Here is a 20,755-nt window from a genome sequence, read left to right as displayed (position 1 = left end):
CCGTCTGGCGCGGTCGCCGGAAAGCGCAGATGCTTCTGCGCAAAAAGCGCGCTTGGCAAGCATGATCTTGCGCGTGCTCCCGCATTATCCGCATGGCGGCGCTGTCCCTGCGCCCTGTGCCGCAGGATCGTGCAGCGCAACATTCGGATTTTTCCAGTCGAGATCGAGGCGGACGGGCTTTGCCGTCGCGGGCGCCCGCCAAGCGGGTCTGGCCGTGTGAGCAAAAACGTTTACAACTAAACTATTCTCTCCGGGACGCCGCCATGAATCTCTGGTTCCGCCTCATCTGGCTGCTGCTGACGCGGCCCTTCCAGCCGAAGCTGAAGCCTCCTTTCGAGGCCTCGATCCTGCCCTTCCGGGTCTGGCCCCACGATCTCGACACCAGCCTGCACATGAACAATGCGCGCTATTGGGGGCTGATGGATCTCGGCCGCGCCGACCTCATGCTGCGCAGCGGTCTCTGGCGCGCGATCCTGCGCCATGGCTGGGTTCCGGTGGTCAATTGCGGCACGATCCGCTTCCGCCGCGAGGTCCGCCTGTTCCGCGCGCTCAGGCTGGAGACGCGCCTGCTGTGCTGGGGGGAGAGCTGGGTCGTGATGCAGCATCGCATCCTGGCGGCTGGGCGCGACGGCCAGGAGATCGTCGCTGCGGTCGCGCTCGTGCGCGCCGCGCTCTACGACCGCAAGGGCCGGGCCTATGTGCCGGCTGCCCGCCTTTTCGCCGAGATGGGTGTCGCGGTCGAAAGCCCGGAGCCCAGCCCCGAGGTCGCGGCTTTCCTTGCAGCCGAAGAAGCGTTGCGGCAGGCGGGTGCAGCCGTCGAGCAGGGCATGGCTGAGCCGGTGCCGGAGTAGCCGGAGCGGCGCTACTCCGCAGCCAGCCGGGTCGCGCGCCATTGCGCCAGCAGAGCCCGCAGCGCGCCGGGCTTCAGCGGCTTGTTCAGTACGTGGATATCGAGCGCGCCCGCTTCCTCGCGCACTTCGGGTGAGCGGTCCGCCGTAAGAAGGATCGCCGGCAGTCCGCCGACTTGCTGCCGCAGGGCCGAGATCAGTGCGATGCCGTTCTCGCCATGGTCGAGATGGTAGTCGGCGATCAGCACGTCCGGGGCGCCATTCGCGGCGATGAGCGCGGAAGCCTCGTCCAGCCCGCGCGCAGTCTCGACCTTGCAACCCCAGCCGCCGAGCAACAGCCGCATGCCGTCGAGAATCGTCGGCTCGTTGTCGATGGCGAGCAACTTGAGGCCGGCGAGCTGGCTGCTGGGTGGAGCGCTGCGCGTAGCGGCTGCCGTCGCCATCGCCGGCAGCGGCGCGGCGCGTGGCACCAGGATCGAGAAGCGCGTGCCGCGTCCCGGTGTCGAGGCGAGCAAGAGCTTGTGGTCGAGGGTTCGCGCGATCCGCTCGACGATCGAGAGTCCGAGGCCGAGGCCGCGCGCCACTCTGGCGCCCTGGTCGAGGCGCTGGAACTCGCGGAACACGGTCTTCTGCTTGCTCGCCGGGATGCCGAGCCCGGTGTCGAGCACTTCGATCGCAACCTGCCCGCCACGCTGGCGGCAGCCGACCAGCACCTTGCCATTCGGGGTGTATTTGATCGCGTTCGAGACCAGGTTTTGCAGCAGGCGGCGCAGCAATCGCCGGTCCGAGCGGACGGTCGTCGCGGTCGCCGCGAAGACGAGCTTCAGACCTTTCTCCTGGGCGCTCGGCTCAAATTCGCGCTGGAGCTGCCGCATCAGCTCGTCGAGGCGGAAGGCGCTGATCTCGGGCTTGAGCGCGCCGCCGTCGAGCCGTGAGATTTCGAGCAGTGCGGTCAGGATCTCCTCGACCGCATCGAGCGAGGCGTCGATGTTCTCGGCGAGGTCGGGCTGTGTGCTGGCACGGTCGCGTTCGACCAGAGCGGAGGCGTAAAGCCGGGCGGCGTTCAGGGGCTGCAGGATGTCGTGGCTGGCTGCGGCAAGAAAGCGTGTCTTCGAGGCGTTGGCGTCGTCAGCCTCGGCCTTGGCGCGCTGCAACTCGGTGTTGACGTGGCGGATCTCCTCGGTGCGCTCGGCGACACGTTTTTCGAGGGTCTCGTTGGTACGTTCGAGTTCTTCCTCGGCCGCGACCGAGTCGGTGATGTCGGTATAGGTGGTGACGATGCCGCCATCGGGCAGCGGGTTGGAGCGGATCTCGATCACGTTCTTCGAAGGATAGAGCCTGAGCCGGACCGGTTCGCGGTCGTTGATGAAGCTCTCCAGTCGCGCCGCCATGAGTTCGTCGAGCGGGCCGGCGCCATAGGCACCGCGTTCGGCATTGTAGCGCACGATCTCGTCGAGCCCGGTGCCGAAGCGCACCAGCGACGGCGGCAGATCGTAGAGCTGGATGAAGGCCTTGTTCCAGGCGAGGAGCCGAAGGTCGCGGTCGAGCACCGTGATGCCCTGGCCGGCATGATCGAGGCCGTTCTGAAGGATGTCGCGATTGTACTGGAGAGCTGCCGAGGCGTCGTCGAGCAGCTTGAAGGCCGCTTCGGTCGAGAGGTTGCGCCGTTTCAGCAGCAGCGAGAGCACGAGGCGGGAGGAGGCGGCGCCGATCGCGGAGGAGAGCAGGTGCTCGCCGAAGCGCAGCGTGTGGATATCGGCCTCGCGGGTGCCGTTCAGCACCTCGCCGCGCGAATGGGCAAAGCCCTCGAAGGCGCGCTGCGTCCGCTCCTGGCCGAGATAGCGGCCGATCGTCGACTGCAGTTCCGCCTCGGTGACGCTGGAGCGCCAGAGCGAGAAGGATTGCGCCATGGTCGCCCGGTCCGACTCGACGAAGGCGTTGGCCTGCAGCCGCTCCATTGCGCTCGCGGGGCGAATGAATGAGAAGCCGACATAGCAGGCGAGGTTGATGCCGAGGCTCCAGAGCACGCCATGGGGCAGCGGCGGCAGCGACGACAGGCCAAACAAAGCCTCCGGCCGCAGCGCGGTGATGCCGAGCGGCCCGTGTGCGACGATCTCCGCCCAGTAGCCGCCGGGCAGGGCCAGGCTCGGGATCAGAAGCGTGTATAGCCAGGTCAGCAGGCCGGCGGAGAGGCCGGCGGCAGCACCGAGTGCCGTGCCGCGCCGCCAGATCAGCCCGCCGAAGAACGCCGGCGCGATCTGGGCGGTGGCGGCGAAGGAGAGCAGGCCGATCGAGACCAGCGCCGCCTCGCCTGCGGCCCGGTAATAGGCGTAGCCGAGCAGGATGACGACGACGATGGCGCCGCGCCTTATGTGCACGACCTGTGAGCCGAGGTCGCCGCCGGTGGGACCACTGCGGCCTTTGCGCTCGATCATCGCAGCCGCGCGCTCGGGGTCGACGCTGACGCCGCGCCCGCGCAGCAGCAACGGCGTGACGAGATGGTTCGAGATCATGATCGCCAGCGCGACAGAGGCGACGATGACCATGGCGGTGCCAGCCGAAAGCCCGCCGATGAAGACGAAGAGGGCGATGAAGCCGGCCTGCTTCTCCAGCGGCAGCAGCAGCACGGTCATGTCGCGGTCTACGCCTGAGCCGGGCAGCAGGACCTCGCCGGCCGCTGCCAGCGGCAGCACGAACAGGTTGATCAGCACGAGGTAGAGCGGAAACATCCAGGCGGCACGGCGCACATCCCGGACATCGCGGTTTTCGACGATCGCCATGTGGAACTGCCGCGCCAGCAGCAGCGCGGCGCATGAGGACAGGGCGGTCAGCGTCAGGAACATCGGCCAGCTCGACGTCCGCTCCCAGATCGGCGGCTTGTCCGCAGAGGCTCGCGCCGCCTGGGCGAAGAGGTCGCCGGCTCCATCGAACAGGCCGTAGACGACGAAGACACCGAGAGCCAGGAAGGCGACGAGCTTGACCAGCGACTCGGCCGCGATCGCCAGCACCAGTCCGTCCTGGTGCTCGGTCGCGTCGATATGGCGGGTGCCGAAGGCGCAGGCGAAGCCGGCGAGCACCAGGGCGACCAGGAAGGCAAGGTCGCTCAGGATCGGGATATCGGTCATCGGCGGGGGACCGCCAGCGGCGGCAAAGAACACCGAGAGCGAATTCGCCACCGCCTTCAATTGCAGGGCGATGTAGGGCAGGGCGCCGACCACCGCGACGATGCAGACCAGAGCCGCGACGCGCTCGCTCTTGCCGTAGCGCGCACCGACGAAGTCGGCGATCGAGGTGATGTTCTGCGACTTGGCGATATCGACGATACGGGCGACGAAGCGGTGCCCCAGCCCGATCACCAGCGCCGGGCCGACATAGATGCCGAGGAAGTCGAAGCCCGCCCGGTTGGCGAAGCCGACCGAGCCGTAGAAGGTCCAGGAGGTGCAGTAGACCCCGAGCGCAAGCGCATAGATCGTTGTGCGCGCCCGCCCGGTCATCAGGCGACGTCCGGTGGTGTCCGCGAGATGGGCGATCGCGAACAGAACGCAGAGATAGCCGAGCGCGCTCAGGACGACGGACCAGGCCGGTAGCATCGCGCCTCCCTAGATCAGGCCATCCGCATTTGGACGATTCCGTCCAAATGCGGATGGCCTGATCGATTCCAATAGTTTGGAGCATGCTTTACGCGAAAAACCGTTGCCACTTTTTCGCAGCATGCTCCTGCAACGGCGATCGCCGGCAAACCTATCGCCGCCGCGCCATTGCCGCCATCGGTCTTTAGGCCGGTTTCAGGCTGCTGCCGGTACCTGCGCCAGTCGCTCCATCCGCTGCTGCCCCCACGCGTGCATGGCGCGGACGATCTCTTCGAGCGAGCGGCCTTCCTCCGTCAGGGCGTAATCCACCCGCGGCGGAACCTGCGCATAGACCGTGCGGTGGACGAGCCCGCACTCCTCGAGCTCGCGCAATTGCCGGGTGAGCATGCGCTGCGTCGCGCTCGGCAGCTTCCGGCGGATCTCGTTGAAGCGCAGCGTGCCGGACAGCAGGTGATAGACGATCACGCCCTTCCATTTGCCGTCGATCAGGTCGAGCGTCGCTTCGACCGGGCAGCCGGCGGCGCAGTCGTAGCGCTTCTTTGTCTTCAGCATCCGACAGTATCCATTTTGATACTACTGGTCCGTTTTGTGCGTATTGCGGCGATGGAGCCTAACAGTATTTCTTGGCCTTCAACAGGAGATATTCCGATGAAGGCCGTTGGCTATCGCGCATCCCATCCGATCGAGCATCCCGAGGCGCTGCTCGACCTCGCGCTCGACAAGCCAACCGCTGCCGGCCGCGACCTGCTGGTCAGGGTCGAGGCGGTCTCGGTCAATCCTGTCGACACCAAGATGCGCCTGCGCGCACAGCCCGAGGCTGGTGGCGTCAAGGTACTCGGCTGGGATGCCGCCGGCGTGGTCGAGGCGGTCGGCCCCGATGCCGAACTGTTCAAGCCGGGCGACAAGGTCTTCTATGCCGGCGCGATCGGCCGCTCGGGCACGAATGCCGAGTATCACCTCGTCGACGAGCGCATCGTCGGGCGCCGGCCGGCTTCGCTCTCGGTCGCGGAAGCGGCGGCGATGCCCTTGACGGCGATCACTGCTTGGGAGGCGCTGTTCGACCGACTGGACATCCGCAAGCCGGTTCCGGGAGCAGCGAACGCGCTGCTCATCATTGGCGGCGCGGGCGGCGTCGGTTCGATCGCGATCCAGCTCGCGAAGCAGCTCAGCGGCGTCACGGTGATCGCGACCGCCTCGCGGCCGGAAACGCAGGCCTGGGTCAAGGAACTCGGCGCCGACCACGTCGTCGATCACACCAGACCGCTGGCCGCTCAGGTCGCCGCGCTCGGCATCGGCGCGCCGGCCTTCGTCTTCTCGACCACCCAGACCGACCGGCACTTCGACGAGATCGTCGAATTGGTCGCGCCGCAGGGCCGCTTCGGCCTGATCGACGATCCCGAGCCGATCGACGTGATGAAACTCAAGCGCAAGAGCGTCTCGCTGCATTGGGAGCTGATGTTCACGCGCTCGCTCTTCGGCACCGCCGACATGATCGCGCAGCACGAATTGCTCAACGAGGTCAGCGCCATGGTTGATGCCGGCAAGCTCAAGACCACGCTCGGCGAGCATTTCGGCAGGATCGATGCCGCCAATCTCAAGCGCGCCCATGCCCTGCTCGAAAGCGGCACGGCCAAGGGCAAGATCGTTCTCGAAGGCTTCTGAAAAAAGGGAGGGCAAACCATGCGTATCGTCGTCACGGCCGCAATCGCAGCCGGTCTTCTCGCGGCGCCTCAAGCCGCGCGAGCTCAGCAATCCGCACAGCCGGTGAAGGCCGAGATCTTCGCCGAATTGCCGCAGGCGGTCGGCAACATCACCTTCACGCCCGACAAGCGCGTGATCTTCAGCCATCACCCGTTCTTCGCGCCGGATATCCGCGTCGCCGAGCTCAACCCGGACCGCAAATCGTTCAAGCCGTTCCCGGATGCGAGCTGGAACACGCCGCGGCCAGGCACCGACCGCTATCTCGACAGCGTGCTCGGTCTGCGCGGCGACGAGAACGGCATCATCTGGCTGATGGATATGGGGCAGCGCACGCCCCTGACGCCGAAGCTCGTCGGCTGGGACGCCAAGCGCAACCGGCTGCACCGGATCTACTACATCCCGGCACCGGCCTCGCTGCCGGAATCGCAGCACAACGACTTCGTTGTCGACCTGAAGAACCGCAAGTTCTACATCGCCGATGAGGGCATCGGGCCGGGCGGCGACGGCAGCAAGGCAGCGCTGGTCGTCGTCGACATGGATACCGGCGCGGCGCGCCGGGTGCTCCAGGGGCACGCCACCACCAAGCCGGAGGACCGACCGATCACGGTCGACGGCAAGGACCTGACCGTGCCCGGCAAGGATGGCAAGCCTGCGGTGATCAAGGTCGGCGCCGACGGCATCGCCGCGGACAAGGAATTCCGCTGGCTCTATTACGCGCCGCTCAGTGGCACGAGCGTCTACCGCCTGCGCATCGCCGATCTGATCGACGAGAAGCTTGGTGATGCCGAGCTCGGTGGCAAGGTCGAACGCTACGCCGCCAAGCCGAACAACGGCGGCTTCTCGCTCGACGCCAGGGGCAATCTCTACCTGACCGAGGTCGAGGCGAAAGCAGTCGGCGTCATTCCCGCCGAAGACCGGCAGTATCGGCGCTTCGCCGTCAACGAGGCGATGCATTGGCCCGACGGCGTCAGCTATTCGCCCGATGGTTTCATGTATGTCTCGGCTGCGCAGCTCGCCCAGGCTGCCCTGTTCAATGACGGTAAGGCCCTGAACAAGGCGCCCTACTACATCTTCCGCTTCAAGCCTTTGGCGCCCGGCAGGATTGGGCACTGAGCCCGAGCACGGCTTGAATGTCTGCCGCAGTGTTCGTTGCCGTCTCGACTTCGCTTCGTGGGCAATCGGAGCCCAAAGCCGGCTTTCGTCTCGGGAAAGGTCGAGGGGAACAGCCCGAATGCGGTTTCCTACGTCGCCGTCGATGGTCTAGCTTGCCGCGGGGGCGGCATTGCGTAGCGCGATGCCGAAGACTGGCCAGGCATTCGGAAAGGCGCGCCATGATCAAGGAATTCAAGGAATTTGCCCTGAAGGGCAATGTCGTCGATCTCGCCATCGGCGTGATCATCGGCGCGGCTTTCGGCAAGATCGTCGAATCGCTCGTCGGCGACATCATCATGCCGCTGATCGGCGCGATCGGCAGCGTCGACTTCTCCAACTACTTCATCGGCCTCAACAGCGCCGTCACCGCGCCGGTCCTCGTCGATGCCAAGAAGCAGGGCGCCGTGCTTGCCTATGGCAGCTTCCTCACCATCGCGGTCAACTTTATGATCATCGCCTTCGTGCTGTTCATGGTGGTCAAGGGGATCAACCGGCTCAAGCGCAAGGAAGCGGCCAAGCCGGCCGAGCCTGCGCCGCCTGCGCAAGATGTCGTGCTGCTCGGCGAGATCCGTGACCTGCTGAAGCAGAAGGCCTGACGTCTTCGCGGGGCGGGCCGGAACGTCCGAGCGCGCCCCGCGATCCATCACTGCGACCGATCGGGTCGATCTCGTCAATTCATGCCGCCCTGGCGCGATCTGCGTTAGATTGGCTTGCATGTTTCTCGCGACAGATCGCCCGAAGGACCGCCCATGAACATGCACGCACCGGCCGGCACCAGTCTGATCGCCGACCTGCGCCCCGAGGCGCGCAATGCGCCCGAGAGCGGCATCGTCGAGGTCGTCAACCATGGCCGCCTCAAGCCCGGGCTGATCCCGCTCTGGGTCGGCGAGGGCGATCTCGCGACGCCCGAGTTCATCGTCCGCGCCGCCAACAAGTCGCTGGCCGAGGGCGAGACTTTCTACACCTGGCAGCGCGGCATTCCGGAGCTGCGCGAGGCGCTGGCGCGCTACCACACCGCGCTCTATGGCCGCCCCTTCGCCATGGATCGCTTCTACGTCACCGGCTCCGGCATGCAGTCGGTTCAGATCGCGGTGCGCCTGATCGCCGGCATCGGCGACGAGCTGATCATCCCGACCCCGGCCTGGCCGAATTTCGCTGCCGCCATGGGTGTCGCCGGGGCGAATCCGGTCTGCGTGCCGATGCAGTTCAAGGACGGGCGCTTCACGCTCGACCTTGAGAAGCTGGAAGCGGCGATTTCGCCGCGCACCCGCGCCTTCGTCATCAACTCGCCGGCCAACCCGACCGGCTGGACCGCGACGCGTGACGAGCTCGCCGCCATCCTCGCCATCGCCCGCAAACATGGCATCTGGATCATCGCCGACGAGATCTATGCCCGCTTCGTCTATGATGGCTCGCCGCGCGCTGCCTCCTTCCACGACGTGATGGAGCAGGAGGATCGCATCCTCTTTGTCCAGACCTTCTCGAAGAACTGGGCGATGACCGGCTGGCGCGTCGGCTGGATCGAGGTGCCGCCGGCCTTCGGCCAGATCGTCGAGAACCTGATCCAGTACTCGACCTCCGGCTCGCCGGTTTTCGTCCAGCGCGCCGCGATCGCGGCGCTGGAGGAGGGCGAGCCCTTCGTCGCCGAGCAGATCGCCCGCGCTACCGAAGGCCGGCGCATCATCGCCGAAGGGCTGAAGGCGACGAACCGCGTGACGCTGCAGGCACCGGACGGCGCCTTCTACCAGTTCTTCGCCGTCGACGGCCGCACCGATTCGCGCGCGCTGGCAATCGAGCTGGTCGACAAGGCCAATGTCGGCCTGGCGCCCGGCACCGCCTTCGGACCGGGCGGCGAGACGGGGCTCAGGCTCTGCTTCGCCCGCAAGGCTTCGGACCTCGTCGAGACGGTGGCGCGGCTGCAGAAGGCGTTGGCCGGCTGACACGCCAGTGTCATGCCCCGCTTGCGCCCCGAGCGTTTGACCTGAAGGCTGGTGGCCGTCATTGATGCGGCGTTGCGCTTGCATGGCGCATCGCGAGCATCATGCCTGTCCCGAGCTACGTCCCCTACCATCTGCGCACCCTGTCGCGTGAAGCGGCGGTAATCGCTTGCGCAGCGCTCGGCGGCACGCTCTTCGCCCTGCTCGACGTCCCGGCGGCCTGGCTTTCGGGCTCGATGCTGCTGGTCTCCGTCCTCGGCATTACCCGGCCTCTGCCTGATCTGCGCCGTCCCTGGTTCGATTCGACCATGGTGATGTCCGGCGCGCTGATCGGCTCGGCCGCGACGCCCGAGGCGCTCGCCGCGACGGCGCGCTATCCCGGCTCGCTGTTGGTGCTGGTGGTCGGCCTCGTCGCGATCATGCTGGCCACCGGCGCTTACCTACGTTTCGTGGCGCGCTGGAGCTGGATCGACTCGCTGCTGGCGGCCGCACCCGGTGCGCTCTCGGCCGTGATCTCGGTGGCGCAGGACAAGGGCGCCAATATCGGCCGCATCGCCGCGATCCAGCTCTTCCGCATCCTCGTTCTGGTTGCGGTCCTGCCCAGCATCATGAAGCTGAGCAGCGGTGGGCCGCTCGGTCTACCGCCGCCAGTCGTGATCGCGAGCGTCGGCGACATGGCCTTGCTGCTCGGCAGCGGGCTGGTCACCGGACTGATCTTCGAGAAGATCGGGATCACCGCGCCCTTCATTCTCGGCGCCACGTTGGCGAGCGCCGTGCTGCACGGCACCGGCCTCGTCCACGGCACCATGCCGCCGGAGATCGCGATCGCGGTGATGGTCATGCTTGGCGCCGCCATGGGCGGGCGCGTCTCGAACCTCAAGCGCAACGAGATCGCCGCACTGTTCCCGCTCGCGATCGGCGGTTTCGTCGTCTCGATGGCGGTTGCCTTCGCCTTTGCCTGGCCGGCGGCCTGGCTCGCCGGCGTGCCCTATGCCAGCGCCATGGCAGCCTTCGCGCCCGGCGGGCTCGAGGCCATGGCGATGCTCGCCTTCGCCATGGGGCTCGACCCGCTCTATGTCGGCGCGCACCATCTGGTGCGCTTCATGCTGCTCGGGTTCGCCATGCCCTTTCTTGTCGGGCGGCTGAAGTCCGAAAAGCCGCCCGCGCCGCAGTAACAGCACGGGGGCCTGCCATGGCCGGCCCCCGGGGCAAGGATCAGTCCAGGCCGATCGTAGTCAGGTCCTGAAACCAGTGCTGGGCCAGCACGAACTTTTTGATCTTCGGCGAAAGGACATGCGGGTTGGTGTCGTGCACCACCCACACCAGAACCGCGTCGTCGACGATCTGCGCATGCGCCTTGGCCAGCAGCTCGTCCTGCCGGGCGACGTCGAAGGTCTTCATCGCCTCGTCGAGAAACCCGTCGACCGCGGGGCTTGCGTAGACGCCCCAGTTCACGCCGACCGGAGCGGCCTGGTTCGAGTGGAAGAACCGGATGATCGCATAGAGCGGATCCGAGGTGACATAGGCGATGTTGTTGGAGCTGATGCCGGCGTTGATCTCGTCCTTCGCGCCCTTGCGCCAGTGGGTGTAGAGCAGTTCGAGCTCGACCACCTTGAAGTCGATCTCGATACCGACCTCTTTCAGGTTCTGCTGGATGAACTCGTTCATTGGCAGCGACAGCATCTGGCCGGTGCCGCCCTGCGCGATCACGAAGGTCGCCTTCAGCGGTTTGGCAGGCGAATAGCCGGCCTCCGCCAGCAGCTTTTTCGCCGCCTCGGGGTCGTATTTGATCTCGAATCCGGGCTTGCCGAACCACGGGCTCGCCGGATCGACCTGGCCGACGGCAGGCTTGGCGAGGCCGTTCATCAGCTCGACCACGCCCTTGCGGTCGATCGCCAGGTTCATCGCCTTGCGCAGGCGAACATCGGTCCAGGGCGAGCCGGGAAGCACGCTGAGATGATAGTTCCAGACATGCGGCGTGACGTTCTCGACGATCTTCATGCCGGCTCGCTTGAGCTGAGGCACGGTATCGGGAGCCGGCGTCTCGATCAGGTCGACCTGGCCGGCGATCAGCGCATTGGTCCGCGCCAGCACCTCCGGCATCGGCACGAGCACCAGCTTGTCGACCTTGGCCAGCCGGTTCTTGTTCCAGTAATCCGCATTCTTGCTGAGTTCGGCGAGTTCGCGCGGCACCAGCCTGGTCAGTCTGAACGGGCCGGTGCCGGAGGGCTCGCGGGCGAACTTGTCCCAGTCGCGGCCGAGCTTCTCGTATTGCGCCGGGCTCGACACCAGGAACCAGAGCATCTGGTAGGGGAAAAAGGAGTCGACCGCTTTGGTCGTGATCTCGACCGTCTTCGTATCGACCTTGCGCCAGCTCGCGACCGAGGGAAGGCGGGGCTTGACCTGCGCCGCCTGGCGCCGGTCGTAGTGCGCCGCCTTCTCGTCGAGCACCTTGTCCAGATTCCAGACCACGGTGTCGGCGTCGAAGGCACTGCCATCATGGAACTTCACGCCCTCGCGCAGCGTGAACAGCCACTTCTTCGGATCGGCAGGATCGACCCTCCAGCCCGTGGAGAGCCCCGGAACCAGCTTGCCGGGCCGGTCGCCGATATCCATCTCCCAGGCGACCAGCGGGTCGTAGAGCGTATAGCCCGTGAATTTATAGGCGCCCGCACCACGATCGGGCTGGCCAGAGGTCAGCGGTATGTCCGCCATCGAGATGCCATAGCGGACGACCGTCTCGGCCAGCGCCGGACTGGTCAGGAAAAAGGCGATGAGGGCGGACCCCGCCAAGCGTTTGAGCATTGCGCGCACCAGTGTGAGGAATGGTGCGGGCACTTCGGCAAAAGCCGTGCCATCCGGAACCTTCGGCTGGGCGGCTTACACCCTCGTCAGCGCTCAGGCCGCGCCGTTGGTGTGCGTCATCAGCGCATAGAGCGAGGTCGTGCCGCAGATGAAGAGCCGGTTCCGTTTCGGGCCGCCGAAGCAGAGATTGGCGACCACCTCCGGCACCAGCACCTTGCCGATCAGCGTGCCGTCGGGGTCGTAGACATGGACGCCGTCGGCGGCGCTGGTCCAGAGCCGGCCGGAGACGTCGAAGCGGAAGCCGTCGAACAGCCCGTTCGTGCAGGTGGCGAAGACCGAGGAGGCGCCGAGCGTCCTGCCGTCACCGGCCACCGCGACTTTGCGGATATGGCGCGGCCCGTTCTGCGGATCATGGCTCGCGCCGGTGTCGGCGATATAGAGCGCGCTCTCATCGGGCGAGAAGGCGAGCCCGTTCGGCTTGATGAAATCGTCGGAGGCGATGGTCACCTCACCGCTTTGCGGATCGATGCGGTAGACATTGCAGCGGCCGATCTCGCTCTCGGCCTTGTCGCCCTCGTAATCGGTGAGGATGCCGTAGTCGGGATCGGTGAACCAAATCGAGCCGTCCGACTTCACCACCACATCGTTCGGCGAGTTCAGCCGCTTGCCCTGGTAATGGCTCGCCAGCACGGTAACGGAGCCGTCATGCTCGGTGCGCGTCACCTGCCGCCCGCCATGCTCGCAGGTGACGAGCCGGCCCTGGCGGTCGACCGTGTTGCCGTTCGAGTTTCGCGCCGGCTGGCGGAATACGCCGACCTGGCCGGTGAGCGCGTCATAGCGCATCATCCGGTCGTTGGGGATGTCGGACCAGACCAGCGTCTGGTGCGCTGGGAACCAGGCGGGCCCCTCCGACCAGCGCGCCCCGGTCCACAACCGCTCCATCCGGGCCGAGCCGGGCACGATCCGATGGAAGCGCGGGTCGAGCACCTCGACGCGAAAACCCTCGATGAAGCCGAACATGATTTCTCTCGCCTGCTTGTGAACCGAACGCAGCTTCAGCCGCGTGGCAGTTTCTGGCATCGCTCGACGAAGGCGGCAAATGATCCCTCGCCGCTGGTAATATCGAAAACTGCATCGCGCAGCCTGCCGCGGTCTGTTCGGCCGTTGACAGTGAGACGCTGGCCACGCGCGAGTTGGCCGAGCGCATCGGATGAAAGGGAGGCCGTGCCGTCGACCTGAGCATCGCTGAACATGAGGCCTTCATCGGCGCCTCCCACTTCCCAGCGTTGTGGGCGCCCGTCGATCGAGATTGGTGTTGCCGAGGTTGCGATATTCCAGCTGCGCGGCGGTAGGAACCAGTTGCCGAAGGCAAGACCTCCCTTAGGTGTCCGGGAGCAGCTCAGCGAGAAGCCGAAAGTCCGGTCGTTCGAGGCAATCGCGAGATCTATCTGAGCCTTCGTCGGCTGGCTCAGGCGCCAGCGCGAGGGTTTGCGCGGCGCGGAAGGCGGCGGCTCGGCCGCGGCCCTCGGCTCGCTGGCAGCAGCCGGTGGGGGAGGCGGGGGCTCGTCGATCTTCGCGGCGGCAGCCGGCTTCGGAGTGCTGTCAGGGGACCGCAACAGGCTATCATCGCCGTCGTCCATCTTGATGCCGCTGTCGCCGGACGGCGTGGCGGCAGGTTGATCGTAAGGTGTGGGCTTAGGCGCTGGAACCGGGGCTGGCGCCGGAGCCACTGCCGGAGCTGCTTTCGGCGCCGGCGGGTCGTCGACGAGCGTGGCAGACACCAGTTCGACGATCCTGCCGGCCGCTCCGCATGCAACGGATCTGATCTTGAGGCGGGCACCCTTTCGCAGGAGGTCGTCGAGCGCGACTCGGAGGCGGGCATAGGCCGCGCGGTCCTTGATGTCGTAGGCCGCAGGCAGGTTGATGTAGCCGTCGCCATAAGGCGGCTCGTTGAAGGTGAAGCCGTGCAGCTCGCCCTTCTCGAGCTTGCGGTCGACAACCTGGCCCAGGCCCGTGCCCCGGACACAGCCGGATGCGGTCGGCAGGCCGGAGATCGCGACGACGCGGCCAGTCTGGTCCCTGTCGATCCGAATCTGGGCGTCGGCCGGTGTCGCCGCGGCCGCAGAAAGCAGAATGGCACATGCCATGGTGACGAAACGCAAGCCGAAACAATTCGTCATAGGCATGAGATCCGTTGCGGCAGGGGAGCGAATAAAGGCGTCGAGGCCAATATTCGCAAGGATACTGGCGGTTGTGGTTCTCCTGGCGCAAGCGAATTTTACAGTGACAATCCCTCATCCCAATAAGGAGTCGCCCCGTAGAGCTCCGCCAGATAATCGACGAAGGCGCGCACCTTCTGCTCCATGTGCCGGCGGCTCGGATAGACCGCGTAGACGGCGACGCGCTTGCCGACCGAATAGTCCGGCAGCACCCTGATCAAGGCTCCCGATTTCAACTCCGGCCCGACATCCCAAGTCGAGCGCAGGGCGATGCCGACGCCGGCCAGCAGCGCCTCGCGCACCACCTCGCTCGAATTCGTGCGCAGCGGCCCGTTGATGCGGACCGAAACCTGGCCTTCCGGCCCGTCGAGGCGCCATTGATCGGCATTGTGGGCGACGAGCGTATGGCGCGACAGGTCCTCGATGGTCTCAAGGGTGCCATTGGAGGCGAGATAGCCCGGCGTCGCGCAGAGCACGCGGTGGTTCGGCGCCAGCCGCTTCGCCACCAGGCTCGAATCGCGGAGATCGGCGATCCGTATCGCCAGATCGAAACCCTCCGCGATGATGTCGACGAAGGCATCGCTGAGGATGAGCTCGACATTCACCGCCGGATTAGCGTCGAGGAAGGGCTTGAGGTGCGGAGCTACATGCATCCGCCCGAATGAGGTCGGCGCCGAGACGCGCAACGTGCCGCGCGCCTGGCCGGCGCCGCTGGCGACCCAAGCCTCGGCTTCCTCGATCGAACCGAGGATCGAGACGACCCGCTCATAGAAGCCCTGGCCGGCCTCGGTCAGCGAAAGCTGGCGTGTGGTGCGCTGGAGCAGGCGCACGCCGAGCCGATCTTCGAGCCGGCGGATACGCTTGGAGATCACGGCCGGCGAGAGGCTGAGCTCGCGGGCGGCGGCGGACATGCTCTTGGCCGTGACGACATGGGCGAAGACGTCGAGGTCGCCAAACCGATCCATGCGTCCACCATCTTTTCCGTTTTGGAAATAATCATGCACGTTACTCGCGCTGCGCCACATGTGGAAGTATTCTAGAGTCGCATCGGACTCGTTCGGTGCGTGTGCGCAGCGACAGCGCTTGACGGCTCCGAAGGCGAGTGGAGAATTTGCTATGAGTGCGATCGCCTTTCCGGTGCCCGATGCTGGCATCCTCGCCCGCCGCGACGCCATCATCGCCGGCCTTAGTCGGCTGGTCGCGCCCGATGCTCTGATCACCTCGGAGGACGAGCGGCGTCCCTATGAGACCGATGCGCTGACCGCCTACCGCCGCATGCCGCTCGCCGTCGTGCTGCCGTCGACGACGCAGGAGGTCGCCGCCGTGCTGCGATATTGCGGCGAGCAGGGCGTGCCGGTGGTGCCGCGCGGTGCTGGCACCTCGCTCGCTGGCGGCGCGATCCCGCAGGAGGATGCGGTGGTGATCGGTGTCTCCAAGATGAACCGCATCCTCGAGATCGATTACGCCAACCGCACCGCCAGGGTTGAAGCCGGCGTCACCAACCTCGCCGTCACCGGCGCCGTCTCGGCCGACGGCTTCTTCTATGCGCCCGACCCGTCCTCGCAGCTCGCCTGCTCGATCGGCGGCAATATCGGCATGAACTCCGGCGGCGCGCATTGCCTGAAATACGGCGTCACCACCAACAATGTCCTCGGCGTCACCCTGGTCATGTTGGACGGGAGCATCGTCGAGATCGGGGGCGGCCATCTCGATGCGGCCGGCTACGACCTGCTCGGCTTGATCGTAGGCTCTGAAGGGCAGCTCGGCATCGTCACCGAGGCGACTGTGCGCATCCTGCGCTCGGCGGAAGGAGCGCGGCCCGTCCTGTTCGGTTTCCCGACCAGTGTCGAAGCCGGCGCTGCCGTTGCCGCCATCATCGGCGCCGGCATCATCCCGGTGGCAATGGAGTTCATGGACAAGCCGGCGATCGAGATTTGCGAGGCCTTCGCCCATGCCGGCTATCCGATGGATTGCGGGGCCCTCTTGATCATCGAGGTCGAGGGCTCGGAGGCCGAGATGGATGCCCAGCTCGCCCGCATCGTCGCAATCGCCAGGGAGCACGGCGTCGGCACGGTCAAGGAAAGCAAGTCGGCAATGGAGACGGCGGCGATCTGGAAGGGCCGCAAATCCGCCTTCGGCGCGACCGGTCGCATCGCCGACTATATCTGCATGGATGGCACCATCCCGACCGGGCAATTGCCCTTCGTGCTCGAGCGCATGGACGAGATCATCAAGGGCTATGGCCTGCGTGTCGCCAATGTCTTCCATGCCGGCGACGGCAATCTCCACCCGCTGATCCTTTACAACTGCAACGATCCGATCGAGGCGCAGAAGGCGGAAGACGCCGGCAACGACATCCTCAAGCTCTGCGTCGAGGTCGGCGGCTGCCTGACCGGCGAGCACGGCGTCGGCATCGAGAAGCGCGACCTGATGAGCGTGCAGTTCAACGAGGCCGACCTGCACCAGCAGCAGCGGGTGAGAGCGGTGTTCGACCCGCGCTGGCTGATGAACCCGGCGAAAGTGTTCCCGCTGGAAGGGCGGATCGCGGCCTGATGCTCCACACGCCCACCACCGATGCGCAGGCCTGCGCTGTCGTCGCCTCGATCGTCGAGGCGCGTGTTCCGCTCGCCATTCGCGGCGGCGGCACCCGCACTGGCCTCGGCCGGCCGGACAACGCCGTCAGCACCATCTCAAGCGTCGGGCTCACCGGCATCACCCTCTACGAGCCGGCCGAGATGGTGATCGGCGCAAAAGCCGGCACGCCGCTGAAGCTGATAGAGGAGACGCTGGCCGCGCGCGGCCAAATGCTGCCCTTCGAGCCGATGGATCATCGCGCCTTGCTCGGGACGGAGGGCGAGCCGACCATCGGCGCCATCGCGGCCGGCAACATCTCCGGCCCGCGCCGGATCAATGCCGGTGCCGCCCGCGACTCGCTGATCGGCATCAAGCTGATCAATGGCCGCGGCGAGCTGGTGAAGTCCGGAGGCCGGGTGATGAAGAACGTCACGGGCCTCGACCTGGTGAAGCTCGTCGCCGGCAGCTTCGGCACGCTTGGCTTCCTGACTGAAGTGACCTTCCGAGTCCTGCCGCGGCCGGAACGCGTCGCGACGCTGATCTGGGAGGGCCTCTCGGACGAGGCGGCGGTGGCGCTGCTCTCGGGCGCGCTCGGCTCGCCCTTCGAGCCCATGGCCGCAGCGCACCTGCCGGCCGGAATCGGCGCGGAGCAGGCACGCACGCTGCTCAGGCTGGAGAATTTCTCGGCCTCGGTGAGCTACCGCGCTGCCGAGCTTGCCCGCCTCTTGAAGCCTCATGGGCGACCCGCGCTGGTCGAGGGGCGCGCATCCGACACGCTCTGGCGCGAGGTCAGGGATGCCTCCTTTTTTGCCGGCACGCAGGAGGCCGTCTGGCGGCTCTCCCTCGCGCCGACCAATGGGCCGAAGGCAATCGCCGCGATCGCGCGCGCCGTGCCGGGCGCCCGCTGGTTCTACGATTGGGGTGGTGGCCTCGTCTGGCTTGCAGCGCCGTCGGACGGAGATGCCGGCGCCGCCGTGATCCGGGCGGCTCTGAAGCCGCTCGGCGGCCATGCCACTTTGGTGCGGGCACCCGATGCGGTGCGGGCCGCCGTTCCCGTGTTCGAGCCGCTCTCCGAGCCGCTGATGCGGGTGACGGCGGGCATCAAGAAAAGCTTTGATCCGGAGGGCGTGTTCGAGCCCGGCCGAATGTATGCGGGGATCTGATGGCGCTCGCTGAACCGCTTTCCTCCGAGGTGCCCGTGGCGCGCGCGAACTGGGCGCCCGGCCGCCTTGGCCCTGTGGCCATCGCAGTGCTGGCGGTGCTGCTGACCGCCGGCGCGGCGGCGATCCTGCTCTGGATGGGCCGCGAGCCGATCTGCAAATGCGGGACCATCAAGCTCTGGCAGGGCACGGTGATGTCCTCCGAGAACTCCCAGCACATCGCCGACTGGTACACCTTCTCGCACATCATCCACGGCTTCCTGTTCTACGGCCTGTTCTGGCTGATCAGGCGCGCTACCGGCCTGCCGCTCTCCGTCGGCCTCGCATTGCTGCTCGCCATCGTGCTGGAGAGCGCCTGGGAGATCACCGAAAACACCGACGCGGTGATCAATCACTACCGCACGGCCACGATCTCGCTCGACTATTACGGCGACAGCGTCCTGAATTCGGTCAGTGACATCCTCGCCATGGCCCTGGGCTTCCTGTTCGCCCGGTTTGCGCCGGTCTGGATCACCGTGACGGGCGCGCTGGCGATGGAGCTGTTCGTCGGCTGGCTGATCCGCGACAATCTCACCCTCAACGTCATCATGCTGCTCTGGCCGATGGACTGGATCAAAGCCTGGCAGGGCGGAGCCTGAGCGATGCAGACCAATTTCACGCCCGAGCTCCTCGCCTCCGATCCGCGCCTGCCGGTTTCCGAGAAAATCCTACGCACCTGCGTGCATTGCGGCTTCTGCACCGCAACCTGCCCGACCTATCTCCTGCTCGGTGACGAGCTCGATTCCCCGCGCGGGCGCATCTATCAGATCAAGGACATGCTGGAGAGCGGCCGGCCGGCGAGCCCCGACGTGGTCAAGCATGTCGACCGTTGCCTCTCCTGCCTGTCCTGCATGACGACCTGCCCCTCCGGCGTGCACTACATGCACCTGGTCGACCATGCCCGCGCCCATATCGAGGAGACCTATGAGCGGCCGGTCGCCGACCGGACGCTGCGGCGCGTCCTCTCGGCGATCCTGCCCTATCCGGGCCGCTTCCGCCTCGCCATGCTGGCGGCGCGCCTCGGTAAGCCATTGGCCGGGGCGCTCGGGGCGCTGCCCGTCATCGGCGCGCGGCTGAAGGCGATGCTGGCGCTGGCGCCCTGGAGCCTGCCTGATCGCTCGGCGATGGAGGGGCCTGCGTCCTTCCCGGCTGAGGGCGAGCGGCAAAGGCGCGTCGCCATGCTCTCGGGTTGTGCCCAGCCGGTGCTTGACCCCGGCATCAACGAGGCGACGATCCGCCTGCTCACCCGCCACGGTGTCGAGGTGGTACTGCCCAAGGGCGAGGGCTGCTGCGGCGCGCTCGTCCACCATATGGGCCGCGAGCACGACGCGCTCGCCTTCGCCCGCGCCAATATCGACGCCTGGATGGCTGAGGTTGAGGGCGAAGGACTGGATGCCATCCTGATCACGGCATCCGGCTGCGGCACCACGATCAAGGATTACGGCTTCATGTTCCGCGACGATGCGGCCTATGCCGCGAAGGCGGCGAAGGTCTCTGCGCTCGCCAAGGACGTGACCGAGTTCGTCGAGACGCTGGAGATCGCGCCGGTTCGGAGCTTCGACCTCATCGTCGCCTACCACTCTGCCTGCTCGATGCAGCACGGCCAGCAGCTCAAGGACGGGCCGAAGCGTCTGCTGGCACGCGCCGGGTTCCGCGTAAAGGAGGTGCCGGAAGGCCATATCTGCTGCGGCTCGGCCGGCGTCTACAACATCCTCCAGCCGGAGATCGCCGGGCAATTGCGCGAGCGCAAGGTCGGCAACATCCAGCGCACGAAGCCGGATCTCGTCGCCACCGGCAATATCGGCTGCATCACCCAGATCGCGAAGGGCTTCGCCGATCGCGGCGCGACCACGCCGATCCTGCACACCGCCGAACTGCTCGACTGGGCGACCGGCGGACCGTTGCCCGTTAGGCTTGCGAAAGCGGGGATCGGTGAGGCGGTTCCGGCCGGAGTCGTCGCGGCGGAATAGCGCCTCAGTTCCCGTAGACCATCTGCCTTACTCTCTGCTGCGCCGCGGTCATCGCCGATTGCTTGGTGTTCATCGCGGTGATCGCTGCCTGCACCCTGTTGCGCAGCGCCGTGTTGCGTATGTCGACCTGCGAGCCGCTGACCCGGATCGCAGCCTTGTTGGCCTCGATCAGATCCGCCAGCGCCAGGATCGCGGCGAAGGTCTCGTCCGTCACCGGGAAGACCTCGCGGACGGTCGCCGCAGGCTCCGTCACCAGTTTCTGGTAGGCACTGGCATAGACCTTGGCCAGGTCCTCCGGCTGCTTCAGCGCGGCGCGCTCGCTCTCGGCGGCGGCGAGCGCGGCATCGAGCGCCTGGCGCATCTGGCTGAAGCCGGCGCGAACCGCAGCGATCTCGCTCTTGCGCGCGACGATGTCCTCGATCGAGCGCGGCGCGGCCTTGGCGGTCGCTTCCTGCATCGGCTTGCCGACCGTCGTGTTCATGCGCTCGTGGAAGCGCAGGATCACGGCATAGTGGCCGGCATAGTCGCCGAAGGATTTCTGTTTCTCGGCGTCGGGCCGCGGCAGCCGCACACCCTGGCGCGCCAGGATATCCGTCTGCAGGAAACCGATGAAGGCCTTGCGCTGATCCGGCTCGCTCGGCCCGCAGGCGGCGAGCAGCAGCACCGCGAACAGGCCGGCCAGCAGGCTGCGTAGTCTGACCTGCATTTATCCATTCCTCGCGCCGCGGCGGGACATTAGTGCGCGATTATGGCTGCGGCT

General features: G+C 66.6%; 17 protein-coding genes. 10 read left to right on the top strand and 7 right to left on the bottom strand.

Annotated elements, in window-relative coordinates; translation table 11 throughout:
• Nucleotides 1-263 precede the first annotated feature (263 nt).
• Complete coding sequence (locus BLM15_RS13450; RefSeq protein WP_126113231.1) at nucleotides 264-851, top strand: acyl-CoA thioesterase; 588 nt, start codon at nucleotides 264-266, stop codon at nucleotides 849-851.
• An 11-nt stretch (nucleotides 852-862) separates the two neighbouring features.
• Here the strand turns inward: BLM15_RS13450 and BLM15_RS13445 are convergent, their stop codons facing one another.
• Both BLM15_RS13445 and BLM15_RS13440 read right to left on the bottom strand, forming a co-directional pair.
• Nucleotides 863-4,438 carry a PAS domain-containing hybrid sensor histidine kinase/response regulator gene (locus tag BLM15_RS13445; RefSeq protein WP_126113230.1) on the bottom strand — a complete coding sequence of 1,192 codons (3,576 nt, stop codon included), beginning with the start codon at nucleotides 4,436-4,438 and terminating at the stop codon, nucleotides 863-865.
• A gap of 195 nt (nucleotides 4,439-4,633) precedes the next feature.
• Nucleotides 4,634-4,990, bottom strand: coding sequence for a winged helix-turn-helix transcriptional regulator (locus BLM15_RS13440; RefSeq protein WP_126113229.1), 357 nt, complete (start codon nucleotides 4,988-4,990; stop codon nucleotides 4,634-4,636).
• A gap of 96 nt (nucleotides 4,991-5,086) precedes the next feature.
• Here BLM15_RS13440 and BLM15_RS13435 point away from each other — a divergent pair, with 96 nt between their 5' ends.
• From BLM15_RS13435 to BLM15_RS13415, 5 genes are all read left to right on the top strand, one after another.
• Nucleotides 5,087-6,100, top strand: a complete 1,014-nt coding sequence (locus BLM15_RS13435) for a zinc-binding alcohol dehydrogenase family protein (RefSeq protein ID WP_126113228.1) — start codon at nucleotides 5,087-5,089, stop codon at nucleotides 6,098-6,100.
• An 18-nt stretch (nucleotides 6,101-6,118) separates the two neighbouring features.
• Nucleotides 6,119-7,252, top strand: coding sequence for an L-dopachrome tautomerase-related protein (locus tag BLM15_RS13430; RefSeq protein WP_126113227.1), 1,134 nt, complete (start codon nucleotides 6,119-6,121; stop codon nucleotides 7,250-7,252).
• 218 nt (nucleotides 7,253-7,470) lie between these two features.
• A complete protein-coding gene (gene mscL / locus BLM15_RS13425) occupies nucleotides 7,471-7,887 on the top strand; it encodes a large conductance mechanosensitive channel protein MscL (protein WP_126113226.1) in 417 nt (138 codons plus the stop codon).
• Nucleotides 7,888-8,040: 153 nt separating this feature from the next.
• On the top strand, nucleotides 8,041-9,231 hold the full coding sequence (locus BLM15_RS13420; protein WP_126113225.1) for a pyridoxal phosphate-dependent aminotransferase: 1,191 nt from the start codon (nucleotides 8,041-8,043) through the stop codon (nucleotides 9,229-9,231).
• A 101-nt stretch (nucleotides 9,232-9,332) separates the two neighbouring features.
• Nucleotides 9,333-10,403, top strand: coding sequence for an AbrB family transcriptional regulator (locus BLM15_RS13415; RefSeq protein ID WP_126113224.1), 1,071 nt, complete (start codon nucleotides 9,333-9,335; stop codon nucleotides 10,401-10,403).
• Nucleotides 10,404-10,443: 40 nt separating this feature from the next.
• Here the strand turns inward: BLM15_RS13415 and BLM15_RS13410 are convergent, their stop codons facing one another.
• The 4 genes from BLM15_RS13410 to BLM15_RS13395 all read right to left on the bottom strand — a co-directional run bounded on the left by BLM15_RS13410 (nucleotide 10,444) and on the right by BLM15_RS13395 (nucleotide 15,217).
• The gene (locus BLM15_RS13410; protein ID WP_126113223.1) at nucleotides 10,444-12,033 is read right to left on the bottom strand and encodes an ABC transporter substrate-binding protein; all 1,590 of its coding nucleotides are present in this window, start codon (nucleotides 12,031-12,033) and stop codon (nucleotides 10,444-10,446) included.
• 93 nt (nucleotides 12,034-12,126) lie between these two features.
• A complete protein-coding gene (locus tag BLM15_RS13405) occupies nucleotides 12,127-13,053 on the bottom strand; it encodes an SMP-30/gluconolactonase/LRE family protein (protein WP_126113222.1) in 927 nt (308 codons plus the stop codon).
• Nucleotides 13,054-13,088: 35 nt separating this feature from the next.
• Nucleotides 13,089-14,195, bottom strand: coding sequence for a hypothetical protein (locus tag BLM15_RS13400; protein WP_126113221.1), 1,107 nt, complete (start codon nucleotides 14,193-14,195; stop codon nucleotides 13,089-13,091).
• Between the two features lie 116 nt (nucleotides 14,196-14,311).
• Nucleotides 14,312-15,217, bottom strand: a complete 906-nt coding sequence (locus tag BLM15_RS13395; protein WP_126113220.1) for a LysR family transcriptional regulator — start codon at nucleotides 15,215-15,217, stop codon at nucleotides 14,312-14,314.
• A gap of 151 nt (nucleotides 15,218-15,368) precedes the next feature.
• Here BLM15_RS13395 and BLM15_RS13390 point away from each other — a divergent pair, with 151 nt between their 5' ends.
• Genes BLM15_RS13390 through glcF form a run of 4 tightly spaced genes read left to right on the top strand, consistent with a single transcriptional unit; the run spans nucleotide 15,369 to nucleotide 19,995 of the window.
• Nucleotides 15,369-16,805: an FAD-binding oxidoreductase gene (locus tag BLM15_RS13390; protein ID WP_126113219.1), complete on the top strand. Its 1,437-nt coding sequence runs from the start codon at nucleotides 15,369-15,371 to the stop codon at nucleotides 16,803-16,805.
• Nucleotides 16,802-17,989, top strand: coding sequence for an FAD-binding protein (locus tag BLM15_RS13385; protein WP_126116170.1), 1,188 nt, complete (start codon nucleotides 16,802-16,804; stop codon nucleotides 17,987-17,989). The genes BLM15_RS13390 and BLM15_RS13385 overlap by 4 nt, the downstream gene beginning before the upstream one ends.
• The gene (locus BLM15_RS13380) at nucleotides 17,989-18,624 is read left to right on the top strand and encodes a DUF2585 domain-containing protein (RefSeq protein ID WP_126113218.1); all 636 of its coding nucleotides are present in this window, start codon (nucleotides 17,989-17,991) and stop codon (nucleotides 18,622-18,624) included. The genes BLM15_RS13385 and BLM15_RS13380 overlap by 1 nt, the downstream gene beginning before the upstream one ends.
• A 3-nt stretch (nucleotides 18,625-18,627) precedes the next feature.
• Nucleotides 18,628-19,995, top strand: a complete 1,368-nt coding sequence (gene glcF, locus BLM15_RS13375) for a glycolate oxidase subunit GlcF (protein WP_126113217.1) — start codon at nucleotides 18,628-18,630, stop codon at nucleotides 19,993-19,995.
• Nucleotides 19,996-19,999: 4 nt separating this feature from the next.
• Here the strand turns inward: glcF and BLM15_RS13370 are convergent, their stop codons facing one another.
• On the bottom strand, nucleotides 20,000-20,701 hold the full coding sequence (locus tag BLM15_RS13370; protein WP_126113216.1) for a DUF3053 family protein: 702 nt from the start codon (nucleotides 20,699-20,701) through the stop codon (nucleotides 20,000-20,002).
• Between the last annotated feature and the right edge of the window lie 54 nt (nucleotides 20,702-20,755).

This window comes from Bosea sp. Tri-49 (assembly GCF_003952665.1).
In the GTDB taxonomy this organism is placed as follows: domain Bacteria; phylum Pseudomonadota; class Alphaproteobacteria; order Rhizobiales; family Beijerinckiaceae; genus Allobosea.
The sequence above is the reverse complement of the archived record's forward strand: the minus strand, read 5'-3'. Positions and strand labels throughout refer to the sequence as shown.